At 73.2% G+C, this 15,717-nt stretch carries 16 protein-coding genes and 1 tRNA gene; 4 read left to right on the top strand and 13 right to left on the bottom strand.

Translation table 11 applies throughout. The features are described 5' to 3' along the window. Position 1: 1 nt before the first annotated feature. From ACZ466_RS29660 to ACZ466_RS29650, 3 genes are all read right to left on the bottom strand, one after another. Positions 2 to 667 (bottom strand): response regulator, encoded by a 666-nt coding sequence (locus tag ACZ466_RS29660; RefSeq protein ID WP_378278874.1) that lies wholly within the window; start codon positions 665 to 667, stop codon positions 2 to 4. Beyond that, positions 664 to 1,797, bottom strand: coding sequence for a sensor histidine kinase (locus tag ACZ466_RS29655; RefSeq protein WP_378278876.1), 1,134 nt, complete (start codon positions 1,795 to 1,797; stop codon positions 664 to 666). Before ACZ466_RS29655 ends, ACZ466_RS29660 begins: the two co-directional genes overlap by 4 nt. A gap of 88 nt (positions 1,798 to 1,885) precedes the next feature. Further along, on the bottom strand, positions 1,886 to 2,020 hold the full coding sequence (locus ACZ466_RS29650) for a hypothetical protein (RefSeq protein WP_378279240.1): 135 nt from the start codon (positions 2,018 to 2,020) through the stop codon (positions 1,886 to 1,888). Here ACZ466_RS29650 and ACZ466_RS29645 point away from each other — a divergent pair. Continuing rightward, a complete protein-coding gene (locus ACZ466_RS29645) occupies positions 1,962 to 2,552 on the top strand; it encodes a multicopper oxidase domain-containing protein (RefSeq protein ID WP_378278878.1) in 591 nt (196 codons plus the stop codon). The genes ACZ466_RS29650 and ACZ466_RS29645 overlap by 59 nt on opposite strands. On the opposite strand, the gene ACZ466_RS29640 is transcribed toward ACZ466_RS29645, so the two are convergent. From ACZ466_RS29640 to ACZ466_RS29610, 7 genes are all read right to left on the bottom strand, one after another. Further along, positions 2,534 to 2,607: transfer RNA gene (locus ACZ466_RS29640), tRNA-Ala, on the bottom strand. The genes ACZ466_RS29645 and ACZ466_RS29640 overlap by 19 nt on opposite strands. 47 nt (positions 2,608 to 2,654) lie before the next feature. Continuing rightward, complete coding sequence (sepX, locus tag ACZ466_RS29635; protein WP_378278880.1) at positions 2,655 to 3,176, bottom strand: divisome protein SepX/GlpR; 522 nt, start codon at positions 3,174 to 3,176, stop codon at positions 2,655 to 2,657. A gap of 204 nt (positions 3,177 to 3,380) precedes the next feature. Continuing rightward, positions 3,381 to 4,004, bottom strand: a complete 624-nt coding sequence (locus ACZ466_RS29630; RefSeq protein WP_378279229.1) for a GNAT family N-acetyltransferase — start codon at positions 4,002 to 4,004, stop codon at positions 3,381 to 3,383. An 89-nt stretch (positions 4,005 to 4,093) separates the two neighbouring features. Further along, a complete protein-coding gene (locus ACZ466_RS29625) occupies positions 4,094 to 5,836 on the bottom strand; it encodes a DEAD/DEAH box helicase (RefSeq protein WP_378279231.1) in 1,743 nt (580 codons plus the stop codon). Between the two features lie 36 nt (positions 5,837 to 5,872). Beyond that, positions 5,873 to 6,832, bottom strand: coding sequence for a zinc metalloprotease (locus ACZ466_RS29620; protein WP_378278882.1), 960 nt, complete (start codon positions 6,830 to 6,832; stop codon positions 5,873 to 5,875). 266 nt (positions 6,833 to 7,098) lie between these two features. Continuing rightward, positions 7,099 to 7,347: a DUF3039 domain-containing protein gene (locus ACZ466_RS29615; protein ID WP_378278884.1), complete on the bottom strand. Its 249-nt coding sequence runs from the start codon at positions 7,345 to 7,347 to the stop codon at positions 7,099 to 7,101. A gap of 134 nt (positions 7,348 to 7,481) precedes the next feature. Then, on the bottom strand, positions 7,482 to 8,057 hold the full coding sequence (locus tag ACZ466_RS29610) for a YqgE/AlgH family protein (RefSeq protein WP_378278886.1): 576 nt from the start codon (positions 8,055 to 8,057) through the stop codon (positions 7,482 to 7,484). Positions 8,058 to 8,235: 178 nt separating this feature from the next. Here ACZ466_RS29610 and ACZ466_RS29605 point away from each other — a divergent pair, with 178 nt between their 5' ends. After that, on the top strand, positions 8,236 to 8,940 hold the full coding sequence (locus ACZ466_RS29605; RefSeq protein WP_378278888.1) for a hypothetical protein: 705 nt from the start codon (positions 8,236 to 8,238) through the stop codon (positions 8,938 to 8,940). A 54-nt stretch (positions 8,941 to 8,994) separates the two neighbouring features. Here ACZ466_RS29605 and ACZ466_RS29600 read toward each other — a convergent pair whose 3' ends face one another. From ACZ466_RS29600 to ACZ466_RS29590, 3 genes are all read right to left on the bottom strand, one after another. Then, a complete protein-coding gene (locus tag ACZ466_RS29600; RefSeq protein WP_378278890.1) occupies positions 8,995 to 10,398 on the bottom strand; it encodes an NAD-dependent malic enzyme in 1,404 nt (467 codons plus the stop codon). A gap of 96 nt (positions 10,399 to 10,494) precedes the next feature. Continuing rightward, entirely contained in the window at positions 10,495 to 11,136 is a 642-nt protein-coding gene (locus ACZ466_RS29595) for a cytidylate kinase-like family protein (protein ID WP_378278891.1), read from the bottom strand. A gap of 127 nt (positions 11,137 to 11,263) precedes the next feature. After that, positions 11,264 to 12,196, bottom strand: coding sequence for a tetratricopeptide repeat protein (locus ACZ466_RS29590; protein ID WP_378278892.1), 933 nt, complete (start codon positions 12,194 to 12,196; stop codon positions 11,264 to 11,266). A 413-nt stretch (positions 12,197 to 12,609) separates the two neighbouring features. On the opposite strand from ACZ466_RS29590, the gene ACZ466_RS29585 reads away from it, so the two are divergent. Together ACZ466_RS29585 and ACZ466_RS29580 are read left to right on the top strand one after the other, a co-directional pair. Then, positions 12,610 to 14,292 (top strand): ATP-binding cassette domain-containing protein, encoded by a 1,683-nt coding sequence (locus ACZ466_RS29585; RefSeq protein ID WP_464041740.1) that lies wholly within the window; start codon positions 12,610 to 12,612, stop codon positions 14,290 to 14,292. Then, positions 14,285 to 15,670, top strand: coding sequence for a hypothetical protein (locus ACZ466_RS29580; RefSeq protein WP_378278897.1), 1,386 nt, complete (start codon positions 14,285 to 14,287; stop codon positions 15,668 to 15,670). Before ACZ466_RS29585 ends, ACZ466_RS29580 begins: the two co-directional genes overlap by 8 nt. The last annotated feature ends 47 nt before the right edge of the window (positions 15,671 to 15,717 follow it).

The following is a 15,717-nucleotide window of genomic DNA, read 5'->3' as shown; positions in this document are numbered from 1 at the left end:
CTCAGGAGCCGCCCCCCGGGGTGGCCAGACCGGATTCGTAGGCGAAGACGACCAGTTGGGCGCGGTCGCGGGCGCCGAGCTTGGTGATCGACCGGCTGACGTGCGTCTTCACGGTGGCGTGGCTGATGACCAGGTGCGCGGCGATCTCCTCGTTGGACATCCCGGTGGCGACGAGCGCCACGATCTCGCGCTCGCGCGCGGTCAGCCGCTCCAGTTCCGCGCCGCCGGCCGGGCGCGGGACGGTGGCGACGTACTCCTCGATCAGCCGCCGCGTGATCGACGGCGACAGCAGCGCGTCGCCGCGGGTGGCGACCCGTACCGACTGCAGCAGGTCGGCGGGCTCGATGTCCTTGAGCAGGAAGCCGCAGGCCCCCGCGCGCAGGGCCGCGAAGACGTACTCGTCGATGGCGTGGTTGGTCAGGATCACGACCCGGACGCCCGCGAGGTCGGGCGCGGCCCCGATCCGGCGGGTGGCCTGGATGCCGTCCAGCAGCGGCATCCGCACGTCCAGCAGGGTCACGTCGGGCAGCAGGGCCCGGCACAGCTCCACGGCCTCGACACCGTTGGCCGCCTCGCCGACGACCTCGATGTCCTCGGCCATCTCCAGCAGCGCGCGGAAGCCCGCGCGGATCAGCGGCTGGTCGTCGGCCAGCAGCACCCGGATCACGCGGGGGCCGTCACGGGCAGCTCGGCCCGGACGGCGAAGCCGCCGCCGGCGCGGGGCCCGGCGACCAGCGTGCCGCCGACGGCGACCGCCCGCTCGCGCATCCCGATCAGCCCCATCCCGTGCCCCGCGGGCGGATCGGCGCGGGAGTCCCCGTCGTCCTCCACCCGTACCACCACCGAGTGCCGACGGTACTCGGTGATCAGCGTGATCGACGCGGCGCCGGCGTGGCGCAGCGTGTTGGTGAACGCCTCCTGCACGATGCGGTACGCGGCGCGGTCGACCTCGACCGGCAGATCGCGGCGCTCGCCGACGACGCTCGCGGCCACGGGCAGGCCGGCGGCCTCGACCCTGTCGACGAGACGGGACAGGCAGGCCAGCCCGATATCGGGGCCGGCCGTGTCGGTGCGCAGCACCCGGAGCGTGGACCGGAGCTCGTTCATCGCCTCCGCCCCCGACTCCCTCACCGCCGCCATGGCCTGCCGTGCCCGCGTGGGGTCCCGGTCAAGGTACTGCTGGGCGACGGCCGTCTGAACGTTCATGATCGAGATGGTGTGCGTGAGGGTGTCGTGCAGTTCCTGGGCGATCCACAGCCGTTCCTCGCCGACCCGCCGCAGCGCGGCCTCCTCCTTGGTGCGCTCGGCCTCGACCGCGCGGTTCTCCACCTCGCGCAGGTAGGCACGGCGGCCGCGCACCACTTCCCCGGCCACGACCATCGCGACCAGCCAGCCGCTGAGCAGGGTGAAGCCGTCGCCCGGCCGGGGATTGACGTCCGACAGCGCGACCAGCGTGTACGCGATCACGCAGAATCCGGCGGCCAGCGCGATCGCCGGCCGCCGCCGCCCCTGCGCCGCCGCGGTGTAGATGGCCGCCAGCGCGGGCGCCGCGGCGAAGACGCCCGGATAGCGGCCCGCGTAGTAGACGATGGCCGCCGCCAGCGTGACCGCGCCGACGCTCACGGGAGCGGCCCGGCGGAACACCAGGGCCAGTGACGCCACAGTGATCAGGCACAGGCCCAGGGCGTCGAGGTCCCGCTCCCAGGGGCCCGAGGAGGAGAGGCCGGCGTAGGTTCCCGAGACGATCCCCGCCAGCGCGCCGCCCGCGACCAGGACGTCGCCTTTACTGATCCGCACGCCCTCACCGTAGATCGGCCGCGGGCCCGGATCCTCCTGCGCGCGGCGCAGTTCCGCCGTACATCCCGTGGCGTGCCGCCGGGGCCGCCTACATCCGCCGGGGTACGGAAGACGCCATCCCCGTCACGACGCCCGCGACGTGCGGCTCCAGCACGATGGCGCGCATGATCTTCTGGTCGCTGCGGCTGACCGCCACCGCGCACCTGGCCGGCTGGCCTGGCATCGCAACAACGCCGGGATCACCCACACCCTCCTCTAGCTGGCCGCCGCGGTCCTGCTGTGGCGACCGGGGCGAGCGCCGCGCTCGTCGCCGCGGAAACGGTCCAGGTCGCCGTGGGGCAGTCCCGGGCGTCCTGGCCGGCCGCGTCCTGTCGGCCCCCGAGTCCACGACCGAACTCCTCACCAGCAGGCTGCCCCTGCCCGAGCCGTTCACGCTGCCGCTTCCCGTGCCGCCGGTCGCGCGCCCCACGCGTCCCGGCCTGTACGAGGTGGTTCAGCGAGCGGCGAAAGCAGAGATCATCCCCGGGACGACGACCGAGATCTGGGGGTACGACGGGCGCTTCCCGGGACCCACGTTCAGCGCCCGGAGGGCGGAAGGCCTCACCCTGCGCGTGCGCAACGAACTACCAGCCCCAGCCCCGCACACGGGGGGTTCGGGGGGTCGCCCCCCGATAAAAACGACGAAGGACCAGCGGGAAGCGGCAAAGCCGCGACCACACTGGTCCCAGGTCCGAAGTGGAGCTGAGGGGATTTGAACCCCTGACCCCCTCGATGCGAACGAGGTGCGCTACCGGACTGCGCCACAGCCCCAAGGACTCCGTTAGGTTAGCAAACTCCAGGGGGTGCTCGCGCACGGGTTATTCGCCGACGGCTCGGCGGTCGTCGGCGTACTGGTCGAAGACCTCGTCCTGGGCGGGGGCGGCGAGCTCGATGACCTCCGCCTCCTGCTGCGCGGCGGCGGCGCGGCGGGCCTCCTGGGCGGCGGCACGGGCGCGGGCGGCCTGTTCGCGGCGGTGGGCGGCGTCCATGCCCACGGCGACGCGCAGGAGGGCCATGTGGCCCGCCAGGAGCAGCACCGGGGGCAGCGTGACCCACCAGGGGGCGTAGCCGGCGGCGCCGACGCCGATGGAGGTGGCGAGCAGGAGCGTCAGGCCCGACGTGCGGCGGCGGCGCCGGGCGATGACGGCGGCGCGGCCGGAGCGGCGGCGGGCGGGGGTGGCGGGTTCGTCCTGCTCGTCGGCGGGCTCCTCCTCTTCTTCCGCGCGCTTGTGGAGGAGGCGGGAGATGCCGGTGGACTCGCCGTCGCGGCGCAACCACATGGGCACCAGGACGACGGCCCATACCGCGACGATGGCCAGGTAAAGGACGGCACTGCTCACCGGCCCACCGCCGGGGCCAAGGGCGGGCCGACTTTCGGCGCGCGCACGTGCAATGGGAGCAGGGTCACGCCCCGCACGGTACGAGCCGGTGTCAGAGCTTGACGAGCATAAGGGGCGGTGTGTCGCGAGATCGATCCCAGCGTTACTCTCTGTTTGCCCGCTCTTCTCGTCCGCAGGATTCTTACGAGGGAAAAGCCGGGGGCGTCAGGAAGAGGATCGGGGAAATGCCTGGCGGCGGGATGCCAGCCAGCGGGAACGCAGGCCACCTGGGACGTCCTCCACGGTGAGGGCATAGCAGATGTGGTCGCGCCAGGCACCGTCGATGTGCAGATGGCGGCGCCGAATTCCTTCTTCCCGGAATCCGAGTTTTTCCACCACGCGGCGGCTCGCGGTGTTCTCCGGACGAATATTGGCCTCCACGCGGTGCAGCCCGACGGTGAAGAAACAGTGGTCCACCGCCATCGCCACGGCGGTGGGGATGACGCCGCGCCCGGCGACCTGCCGGTCGACCCAGTAACCGATCTGCGCGGAACGGGCCGACCCCCACACGATGGCGCCGATCGTCAACTGGCCGACGAAGTCGCCCTCGTGCGTCACCACCCAGGGCAGCGCCAGCCCCTGCCGCGCCTCGTGCCGCATCGTGTAGACCATGCTGAGGTACGGGCCGAGGCCGCTGCGGAAAAGGGGCGTCTCGGGATTGGTGGGCTCCCACGGGCGCAGCCAGTCGGCGTTGCGGACCCGCAGATCGCGCCAGGTCGCAGCGTCGCGGTGCCGCAGCGGGCGCAGACCCACCGGGCCTTCGGTCAAGGTGACCGGCCAACCCCGCATCCGTTCCACGGCTCCAATGATTCCCTGATCCTGCGTGCGAACGCCATCAATTGTCGCCGACAATCGCACGGACGGGCAGGTCGGGGTGGTCAGGAACCGCGCCGGGCCGCCCATTCCCTGATCTTGGCGATGCGCTTGCGGATGTCCTCGGCGGACGCCTGCGCGATCGCGGGCCCCCCGCAGCTGCGGCGGAGCTCGCTGTGGATCACGCCGTGCGGCTGGCCGGTGCGGTGGTTCCACGCCCCGACCAGGCCGTTCAGCTCCTTGCGGAGGGTGTGCAGGCTCTCGGCGGCGGTACGGTCGTCGCGCGGGTCGCCGGTCTTGCGCGCGCGCTCGTTCTTGACCTGCTCCGCCTGGCGCTTGCGGAGGAGGGCGGACACCTGCTCGGGCTCCAGCAGCCCGGGGATGCCGAGGTACTCCTCCTCCTCTGCGGAGCCCGGCTCGGCCTGCATGCCGAACTCGCCGCCGTCGTACAGGACCCGGTCGAAGGTGGCGGACGCCTCGACGGTCTCGAACGGCAGCTCCTCGCCCACGTCGGGGGTGTCGCGCTGCCGGTTGGCCTCGGCCAGCAGGTCGTCGTCGAGGCCGTCCTCGCGGACGGGCCGGTCGAGGACGTGGTCGCGCTCGGTCTCCATCTCGGCGGCGTGGCCCATCAGCGTCGGCACCGACGGCAGGAACACCGAGGCGGTCTCGCCGCGCCGGCGGGCCCGGACGAAACGTCCGATGGCCTGGGCGAAGAACAGCGGGGTGCTGGTGGAGGTGGCGTACACGCCCACGCACAGCCGCGGGATGTCGACGCCCTCGGACACCATCCGGACCGCGACCATCCAGCGGTCGTCGGACTCCCCGAACTGCTTGATCTTCTTGGACGCGGCGGGGTCGTCCGACAGCACCACGGTGGCGCCCTGGCCGGAGACGGCGCGCAGCATCTTGGCGTACGCGCGGGCCGTCTCGTGGTCGGTGGCGATCACCAGCCCGCCGGCGTCGGGGATGGCGCGGCGCAGCTCGGTCAGCCGGCGGTCGCCGGCGGCCAGCACCTGCTTGATCCAGTTGCCCTTGGGGTCGAGCGCGGCCCGCCACGCCTGGGAGGTCTGGTCCTGGGTGAGCGGCTCGCCGAGGGTCGCGGTGATCTCGTCGCCGGCCCGGGTGCGCCAGCGCATCTCGCCCGCGTACGCCAGGAAGATCACCGGCCGGACGACGCCGTCGGACAGCGCCGGGCCGTACCCGTAGGTGTAGTCGGCGCGGCTGCGGCGGATGCCGTCGGAGCCCTCGTCGTACTGGACGAACGGGATCGGGTTGATGTCGGTGCGGAACGGCGTGCCCGACAGCGACAGGCGGCGGGTGGCGGGCTCGAACGCCTCCCGCACCGCGTCGCCCCACGACAGCCCGTCGCCCGCGTGGTGCACCTCGTCGAAGACGACCAGGGTCTTGCGGGCCTCGGTGCGGTTGCGGTGCAGGGCGGGACGGGCGGCGACCGTGGCGTAGGTGACCGCGATGCCGTGGAAGTCGGCCCCGACCTTGCCCTGGGCGTTCTGGAACTCGGGGTCGATCCTGATCCCGACGCGGGACGCCGATTCCGCCCACTGCCGTTTGAGGTGCTCGGTGGGGCAGATCACAGTGATCGCGGCGACGATCCGGCGGTCGAGCAGCTCCTTGGCGAGACGCAGCGCGAACGTCGTCTTGCCGGCGCCGGGCGTCGCGACCGTGAGGAAGTCGCGCGGGCCGGGCTGCGTGCCGTCGCTGCCGAAGTACGCCTCCAGCGCCTGCTGCTGCCAGGCGCGCAGGGACGACGCGGTTCCCCAGGCGGCCCTCTCGGGGAACGCGGGGGGCATGTCCGATGCGGCGAAAGTGCTCACGGTCATCGAAGGCTACCGAGCCCCACCGACAGATCGTGCCCCGCCGCCCCCATCCGGCCCGTTCGCCGTCCGCCGCCCCGGTGCTCGGTAGGCGGCCCACGAGGCACGAATCCGCAGGCCCTGGCCCTGGGTGAACTCGCGCATGCACTCGTCCCAGGCGTAGTTCATGAAGTTCCGCACAGGGTCGCGCCCCCGCTGCCTGCACGTGTTGCGGCGCCGCGGGCAGCCGTCGGCCGGACGCGCCTCGTACGGCGTGTCGCCGACCCCGTCGCCGGGCGGCGTGCAGCCGTTCTCGAAGGTGTGGAACAGCCCGAGCCAGTGCCCGATCTCGTGCGCCGCGGTGAACCCCCGGTCGAAGTGCCGGAACGACCCGCCCGGCAGCGTGCGGTAGTCGATCACGACCCCGTCGCCCACCGGGTCGTCCCGGTACCACTGCGGGAACGCGGAGAACCCGAGCAGGTCGGAACCGACCGCCGCCGTGTACAGGTTGAGCGTCGCGGGCCCTCCCTTGCGCAGCGCCGCCTTCATGGTCCGCTCGTACCGTTCGGGCGCCCTGAACCAGGCCCGCCTCGATCGCGTGTCGAGACCGGCCAGCCTGAAGGTGACCCCCGTGTCGGCCCCTCCCTTCCCGCCGCCGTACGCGCGGTTGAGCGTGCGGATCTGCTTGCGCACCCTCGCCCGCGACACCCGTCCCGTGGCCCCGTCCGTGATGGCATGGAACCAGACGGCTACGACAACGCGGCGCGGCCGCCGCTCCCCCGGGCCGGCGGACGCCCGGTCGACCGCCGTCTGTTCGTCGGCGGTCCCGTACCGGCCGGTCAGCGTCCTGCGGAGGTCGTCCAGCATCGCCACGACCTGCTCCCGGCCCAGCCCGTGCGCGTCGCGTCCGCCCCTGCTCCTGGCCGCCGTCCCGTGGACGCACGACGGTTCCGCGGCGGCGGTGCTCCGCGCCCGCACGGGGACATCACGCACCGAACCCGGAATACAGCAAAGAGTGACCGACAATGCGCAGACTGAGACCGCAAGGGTCCGGCCCATGAGACTCCCCCGAGTGCAGAACGTCGCGAACCTGCCGTCGATCGTCCCGGACGACCCGCGGGATCCGGCGTCAGCGCGCCCGCGTCGGCGTGCCGTCGAACGTCGGACAAGAAACACGAAGGCGGCCCCGCCAACGGGACCGCCGGAGCGTCAGGACGGCGGCGGGGCCGCGCGCGGCGGCGCGGCCCCCGCCCAGGTCGTCACTCCTTGTCGCCGCCGCCGGACTGCATCGACTCGTAGATCTCCTTGCACTCCGGGCATACCGGGTACTTCTTGGGGTCGCGGTTGGGCACCCACACCTTGCCGCACAGCGCGATCACGGGCGTGCCGGTCACGGCGCTCTCAGTGATCTTGGCCTTCTTGACGTAGTGGGCGAACCGCTCGTGGTCGCCGTCGCCGTGCGAGAGATCCGGCCGGGTATCGCTCTCGGGAAGGATCTTGGTGCTCATCTGCTCTCCTCACCCCGGCGGCTCCACGGCCGTGTTCGCCTGGTAGCCGTCCTCATCGACATGCTGATCAAGACCGCCGTCGCCGGCGGCGCGCTTCACACCTTAGTTCAGCCTCGGAACGGCTTCGCCCGCCACTAGTTCAGGGTCGGGTCATCGGGGAAGGTGGAGACGAACGCCAGGTCGCCGCCCTGCCGGCGCAGGACCTCCTGCCAGAGCCGGTCCGGGTCGCCCGCGAAGACGTCCCCGGCCTCGGCGGGCACCAGGTACCAGGCGCCCTCCTCGATCTCGGAGTGCAGCTGGCCCGCCGACCAGCCCGCGTACCCGGCGAACACCCGCAGTTGCAGCAGCTCGGGGGCCAGCAGCGCGGGCGGGGCGTCCAGGTCGACCAGGCCGACGCGGGCCACCTCGGAACCGCCGTCCAGCGCCCGCCAGCCCAGCGGCTCGTCCTCGCCCGGCAGCCTGGCCAGCGCGAGCGCGTTGTCGAGGGCCACCGGCCCGCCCTGGAAGACGACGGACGGCCCGGTCACCAGCTCCGCCCACGGGGGCAGTACACGATCGACGGGAACTTCGGTCGGCCGGTTGAGGACAACCCCCAGCGTTCCGCCCTCGGCATCGTGCTCGACCAGCAGGACCACGCTGCGCTTGAAGTTGGGATCCTCCAGTTGAGGGGTCGCGACCAGCAGAAGCCCCACCCTGATGCCGTCTTCCATGGATTCCATGATGCGTTGCCGAAGGCTTCGGCGGCACGTCCCCCCACTCGTTAGCCTGTTGTGCGTTCCCATTCTTCGGGGTACAGAGCACAATACGGGCCTGGGTCAATAATGATCTAGGAACAGCGACCGCGCGCGGGTGCGGACACCGGCGGGCGGCCAGCCGGGAGGAACCGCGATGCAGTTGCCCAGGGTCGTCATCGCAGCCGTGTTCTTCGTCATCGGGGCACTGATCGCCGTCCCCGCCCTGGCGAGCACGCTGTCATCGGACGGCGAAGGCACCCCTCAATCCGCCACCACATCGCCGAGCCCGTCGGACAGCCCCACCCGGACCAGCGGGAGCCCGTCGCCGACCCGCACCACCACGTCCCCGACCCGTTCGCCCTCGCCGACCCCGACCCGCACCCGCACCACCTCGCCACCGCCGCCGCCCGCGCAGGCGCCGCTGCGCGTGACGATCGGCTCGGTCCGCTGCTCGGACCGTTCCGCGGAGGTCACCGTCCGCAACACCGGAACGCGGACCGAGGACTACGCGATCGAGAAGAACGACAACACCGAGGCCCGCCCGGGCCGGATCGCGCCCGGCGCGACCCGTACCAGCTCGATCGCGCTGCGCGAGGACCGCCGCACCCGCGTCCAGGTCACCTGGCGGAACGAGCCCGTGCAGTCCAGGACCCTCACCGCCAACTGCCGCGGCGCGACGCCCGCCCCCAACGACTCCCCCGACGACGAGCTGCCCCGCACCGGATCCGACAGCGCCGTCCTGTGGGCCCGCGCCGTCACCGGCGGCGCCGCCATGATCACCGGCGTCATCATCTTCTGGTACGGCGGCATCTGGCCCCGCCGCCGCGAGCACATGTTCGCGGGCAAGAAGGCCGACTGACCCCCGCCCGCCCCCACCCCACCGTCGTGCCGGGGTGGGGGTCGTCCCGCGAGGTCACACTTCGGTGCGGGGGCGGCCGCCGGCGGCCTCCCGGACGGCGCCCGCCACGCGCGGCGCGACGTCCGGGTGGAAGACGCTGGGGACGATGTAGTTGGGGCCCAGCTCGTCGTCCGTCACGACCTCGGCGAGGGCGGTGGCGGCGGCCAGCAGCATGTTCTGGGTGACGCCGTCGGCCTGGGCGTCCAGGAGGCCGCGGAAGACGCCGGGGAAGGCCAGCACGTTGTTGATCTGGTTGGGGTAGTCGCTGCGGCCGGTGGCGACGACGGCGGCGTGCTCGCGGGCCTCGTCCGGGGAGACCTCGGGTTCGGGGTTGGCCAGCGCGAACACGATCGCGTCGTCGTTCATGGCGGCGATGTCGTCGCCGGTGAGGATGCCGGGGGCGGAGACGCCGACGAACACGTCGGCGTCCTTGACGGCGCCGCGCAGGTCTCCGGCGTACCCCGCGGAGTTGGTGTTCTCGGCGATCCAGCGGAGCGAGTCGTCGAGGTCGTCGCGGCCCTTGTGGACCGCTCCCTTGTAGTCGCAGACGACGACGTCGCGGGCGCCGGCGTGCATCAGCAGCCGCAGGATGGCGCTGCCGGCCGCGCCCGCGCCGGCCATCGTGATGCGCACGGCGCCGATGTCCTTGCCGACGACGCGCAGCGCGTTGGTCAGCGCGGCCAGCACGCAGATCGCGGTGCCGTGCTGGTCGTCGTGGAAGACCGGGATGTCGAGCAGGTCGCGCAGCCGGGCCTCGACCTCGAAGCAGCGCGGCGCGGAGATGTCCTCGAGGTTGATGCCGCCGAACGCGGGGGCCAGGATCTGGACGGTGCGGACGATCTCGTCGGTGTCCTGGGTGTCCAGGCAGATCGGCCAGGCGTCGATGCCGGCGAACCGTTTGAACAGCGCGGCCTTGCCCTCCATGACCGGCAGCGCGGCCTCCGGGCCGATGTTGCCCAGGCCCAGCACGGCCGACCCGTCGGTGACGACCGCGACGCTGTTGCGCTTGACGGTGAGGCGGCGGACGTCCTCGGGGTTGCGGGCGATGGCGAGGGAGACCCGGGCGACGCCGGGGGTGTAGGCCATCGACAGCTCGTCACGGGTGCGCAGCGGCACCTTCGACTGCATCTCGATCTTGCCGCCGAGGTGCATCAGGAAGGTCCGGTCGCTGACCTTGTGGATCCGGATCGCGTCGATCTTCTCGAGGGCGGCGGCGATGGCCTCGGCGTGCTGGGTGTCGCGGGTGGCGATGGTGACGTCGATGCGCAGCGTCTCGTGCCCGGCGGTGTTGACGTCGAGCGCGGTGACGATGCCTCCGGCGTTCTCGACGACGTGGGTGATCTGGCTGACGGCCTTGCCGCCGGCGGGGACCTCCAGCCGGACGGTGATGGAGTACGACACGCTGGGCACGCTGGCCACGACTTGCTCCCTCTGCTACCGGGTACGTCCTTGTCCCGCCTGCGTCGTCCCGCGTGGGACGGGCGGCCGGGGGCCTGCGCCCGGCTCCTCCCCGGCTCAGACCGCCCGGGCCGCGGCGGCGATCAGGTCGACGGCGGCGGCCTCGGGGAGCCTCGTGGTGTCGATCACGAGGTGGTAGAGCCTTGGATCGGCGGGATCGGCCCCGTAAAAGTGCTTCACGTAGGCCGCTCGGGCGCGGTCATTGTCATCGAGCATACGCTCAACCTCCCGCTGGGGCGTCCCGCTCGCCGCGACGGCCGCGGCGGCCGCGGCGAGGCGGCGGTCGCGGGGGCCGTCCAGGCGTACGTGCAGGACTCCGGGACGCTCGGCGAGCAGCACGGCGCCGGCCCGGCCGAGGATCACGCCGCCGTCGCCGTCGGCGCAGCGGCCGATGATCCGTTCGGTGCGGGTGACGAACTCCTCCTCCGGGACGATCGCGCGCTCGGGGAGGTAGACGTCGATGCCGCCGAGGGTGACGTTCGGCAGCCGGGCGGCGCCGGCGAGGATCCGGCCGAGCCCGCTGGCGGCCCGGCCGTCGTGCGCGAGGGCCTCGTCCAGGGTGCAGCCGATCTCGGCGGCGACGGCGGCGGGGATGGCGCGGTCGACGAAGGGCAGCCCGAGGCGGGCGGCGACGGCGGGCCCGACGGTGCTTCCGCCCGCGCCGAACGTGGCCGAGATCGTCACCACGCGCGCACTCACACCGCCATCATGCCTCGTCTCCAGGGCGCGCAGGGGCGTTACCCGCGCGTATCAACGGGACGCGCAGCGGATCCGGCGGCCGGCGGAGCCGTCCGGGCGCCCGCACGCGGCGGGCGCCGGGCCGGACTCAGAACAGCGCGGACTGCAGGGCGCGGCGCGCCTTGCCGACCCTCGGGTCCTCGGCCGGCAGGACCTCGAACAGCGAGAGCAGGTGCTTGCGGGCCGCGTCGCGGTCGTCGCCGGCGGTGCGCCGCACGGTCGCCACGAGCCGGTCGAAGGCCTCCTCGATCCGGCCGGAGACCAGTTCGAGGTCGGCCGCCTGGATCTGCGCCTGCGCGTCGCCGGGCTGCTCCTCGGCCTTCCGCAGGACGGCCTGGGCGTCCAGCGAACCAACGCGCCCGCTCAGCTCCACCAGTGCCAGACCCCGCCGGGCCTCGGTGTCCTGCGGCGTCTTGGCGAGGATCTTCTCGAACGCGGCCTTGGCGGCGTCGAGGTCGCCGCTCTGCAGGGCCTGCTCGGCCTCGGCGTACACCGGGTCGACCACGGGCTGCGCGCCCTGCGCCTCCTCGGCGTCGGGCCCGCCGTCCTCCGGGAGGATGCCCTCCTTGCGCAGCGCCTCGAAGAGCTGGTCGATGGCCTGCCGGACCTGCGGCTCGGGGGCGGCGCCGTTCAGGAACGGCAGCAGCTGGCCGCCGACGACCGCCGCGACGAACGGGATCCCGCGGACGCCCATCTGCTGCATGTACTGGGCGAGCGCCGGGTTGGCGTCGATGTCGACCTTGGCGAGGATCCACTTGCCCGCGGCCTCGCCGGCGAGCTTCTCCAGGATCGGGCCGAGTTGCTTGCACGGCCCGCACCATTCGGCCCAGAAGTCGACCAGTACGGGAACGGTCCGCGACCGCTCCACCACCTCGGTGTTGAAGGTCTGGTCGGTGACGTCCACGACGTAAGCGCCGCCGCCGTCGCCGCCCGCGCCCGCACCCGCGCCGCCGTCGGCCTGGCGGTCCTGCCGCTTCTTGGCGGCCGCCTGTCGGGCCCCAAGATCAATGGCCCCGTGCAACGAAAAGTCCCGAGAAGGCATGGGTCCATCCTGCCCCATGAACGCCCTCGTCCGTACGGCAGTCCGCTCCCAGCGGAGCGCGCCGCCGGACGAGGCGCTCCGCGAGGCCGGTCCGGGCGCCCGCCGCGGCGGGCCGGACGATCAAGGAACGGCTTTCCGGCCTGTCCGGACACAAGCGGCCAATTCATGGAAATTCTAGCCTTCGCTGTGCGGGCAAAGAATCACGGCCCTTCGCCGCGAGAGCAGAAAGAAGGCTGACAGCAATCGCCAAGCCTGGTTATAGTCACGATGTCGATGCATGGTGCGACGGCAAAAGAGGCCCGCCGCCGCGATCTTCTAAAGATCACGGCCAGAGCGGAGACGCGCCGCTGCGGAATAGGCCGCCGGTGTTCCTCCGGGTCGCCCGCAAGCGCATGACGAAACAACGGGGGGTAAGAGTGATCGCGGAGCATTCCGCGATCGTTGCCCGAGGGATGGGTGTCCGCCGCGGGGGGCGGTGGCTCCTGCGCCCGGTGGCCTTCGGCGTCGCCGAGGGCGTGATCGGCCTGGCCGGTCCACCTGGTGTCGGTAAATCCACTCTCTTGGCTACGTTCGCGACATTGCGCCGGCCACATGCCGGCGTACTGAAGATTCTCGGCCATGACATCGGCAAGGGCTCCGATTTGCGCGCCGTACGAGCGCGGATCGGATTCCTGCCGGGCCGATTCCACTGGGCCAAGAACATGACCGCCGAGGAACTGGTGGACTATGCGGCCTATTACAAGAAGGTGCGGGCGCCCGCGGCCCGCGACATCATGAAAAGGCTCGACGTCGCCGAGGCCGGGCGGACGGAGCTGGCGCTGCTCCCGCCGGAGGTGCGGCTGCGCGCCGGGCTGGCGGCGGCCTGCGTCCACGAGCCCGAACTGGTCGTGCTCGACGATCCGCTGGAGGAGCTGTACGCCGGCCGCGGCGTCGCCGACCAGACCGCGATCGCCGAGCTGATCCCGGTCATCCGCGGGCTCGCCCCCACCGTGGTGGTCTCGGCGGCGCGGCCCGAGCATCTGGCCGGCTGGTGCCGCGAGGTCCTCACCCTCGCCCGGGGCCGGCTGACCGAGCACCCGGCCGAACGCCCGGCCGCCGCGTGCGCGGCCGTCCAGCCCGCTTTCCGCTTCGCGGGAGCCGGGGGCCGGGAGACCGCCGGACCGGAGGGCCATGAAGAGCCTCCCTCCCCGCTGCGGCGGAACGGTTCGCCCGGACGCGCGCCCCGCACGCCCGGTCCCGACCCGTACCGCCCGCCCCCCGGCTCGTCCCGCCGGAGGCCCCCGGGCGCCCGGAGGCCGTTCCGGGGCCCCAGCGACCCGCCCGGCATGCCCCCGGACCCGTCCGTCCCCAGCCCCACACCCCACCTGCCCGTCATCGCGGCCGGCACATGGCTCCCCTGCGAACCCGCCCCGCCGACCGCCACCACCCCACTCCACCGTCCCCCCGCACTCAACGGAGCTGCCGCACCAAGCCACACCGCCACGCTCCCCGGAGCCACCGCACCCAACGAACCCGCTCCACTCCACGGAATGACCGCAGCCCACAGGGCCAGCGCACTGGACGAGGCGGCCGCACCCGATGGGCCCACCGCATTCAGCGGGGCCGTCCCGCTGAACGAGGCGGCCCCGCTGAACCGCGCCGCATTCCACGGCACGACCGCACCCAGCGAGCCCGGACTCAGTGACGTGTCCGCTCCCAACGAACCCGCCGCACTCCACGGAGTGAACGCAGCCCATGGGGCCAGCACAGTGGACGAGGCAGTCGCACACGGGACCGCCGTACTGAACCGCGCCGCCGCACTCCACGGCGCGGCCGCACCCAGCGGGGTCGGACTCAGTGACGCGGCCGCACCCGGCGGGGCCGGCGCGCTGAACGAGGCGATCGCGCCCGACGGGGACGGCGCTGCCGGGCCGAGCCGTGAGGCTGGTGCGTTTGGTGGGGTGGCCGTGGTGAACGGGGCCGCTCTGGCGGGTTGGGTGGTGCCGGACGCGGAGGGTGTGGTTCCTGGACGGGCGTGCCGGTCTTCGCGGGAGCGTGTGGGGCGGCAGCCCGCCGGGAGCGGCGCCGGTGTCTGAACTGGGGCGGGTGCTCCGGCTCGACGCCCGGCGGGCGGCACTGCTCATCGCGGTGCCGCTGCTGACGGGCATCGGGATCGTCACCGTCTGGCTGTCCCTGGTCCCGGGTGTCGCGTACTGGGACAACTCCGTCGTCGCCCTCATCAACGCCGTACGGCTGCTCGGTCCCGTCGCCGCGGGGCTGGCGGCCTGGGCCGCGGTGCGCGAGCGCGGCCTGAACTACCTCCGCGACCTCTCCCCTCGTTCCCCCGCGACGGGCGCCCTGGTCGACCTGCTGCTCTTGGCGGCGGCCGCGGTGCTCGCGTACGCGACGATCACGGCCGTCTTGATCGTCGAGACGATGCTGCGGCAGGAGGCGGGCCACCCCGATCCGCTGGGCGTCCTGGCGGGCGCGTCCGGGCTCGTCCTGCACGTGGTCGCCGGATATCTGGCGGCACGGGTGGCGCCGCGTCCGGCGACCGCCGCGGCCGTCATGGCGGTGACCTGGTCGTGGGCGGCGGCGCGCACGCCGGGCGCGTCGTGGTGGAGCCTGCTGCCCCCGGCGGCGCTCGATCACGTGGAGCCGTTCACCGGGCTGCGGTCGCGGGTGCTGGCCGACCAGACCGTGTGGGCGCTGGCGGTGACGGCCACGCTCGTCCTGGCGTACGTGGGGTGGGTGACGCGGCGGGCCGCGGTGGCCGTGCCGCTGGTGGCCGCGCTGGCCCTGGCGGGGTTCGCCACCGCGCGGCTGCAGTCGTCGGACGGCAGCGCGGTCGGGGCGGCGCCGGTGGGGCTGGCATGCCGCGAGTGGCCGCTGCGGGTCTGCGTCCATCCGGCGCTGCGGTCGGCGCTGCCCGCGCTGACCGCGGCGGCGACGCCGCTGGCGACCCGGCTGAGCGGCACCCCGGGAGAGTTCACGCAGGTGGTGCAGCGTCCCCGGACGGAGCCGGTCGCGGTGGTACGGGGCACGGCGACCGTTCACCTCGACAGCGAGCTGTCGCCGGGGTACGAGACGCGGGTCGTGCGGCAGATCAAGAACGCGCTGGCCGACCCGGAGGCGTGCCAGGCGTCCAGGGCGCCGGGCGGCGGCGAGGACCCGGCGGCGGCGCGGGCGGCCGGCGGGACGCCGCCGGCGCGGAGCGCGGAGTACGGGGCGCTCGTCGACGCGTGGCTGCTCGGGGCGCAGGCGCCGCCGATCTCCGACCAGCGGACGGCGTACAGGTTCGGAGGGTGGAGCGAGGAGCAGAAGCGGGAGTGGCTCCGCACGAACTATCCGCGCTACCGGAGCTGCGCCCTGGCCGCGGGCGATTTCCGCCTGGTGGTCACGCCGCCTCCGGCGCAGGCGCCACGGCCTTCGCCCCGGCCGCTGGGGCCGGGGCTGGCCCACGATCCCGCGTGAACCGCGGAGTAGTCCCCTGCATGGCCACGACGGGACCCCCCAGACCC

The organism is Actinomadura rugatobispora (genome assembly GCF_055379765.1).
This window is presented reverse-complemented; position numbering and strand designations above follow the sequence as displayed.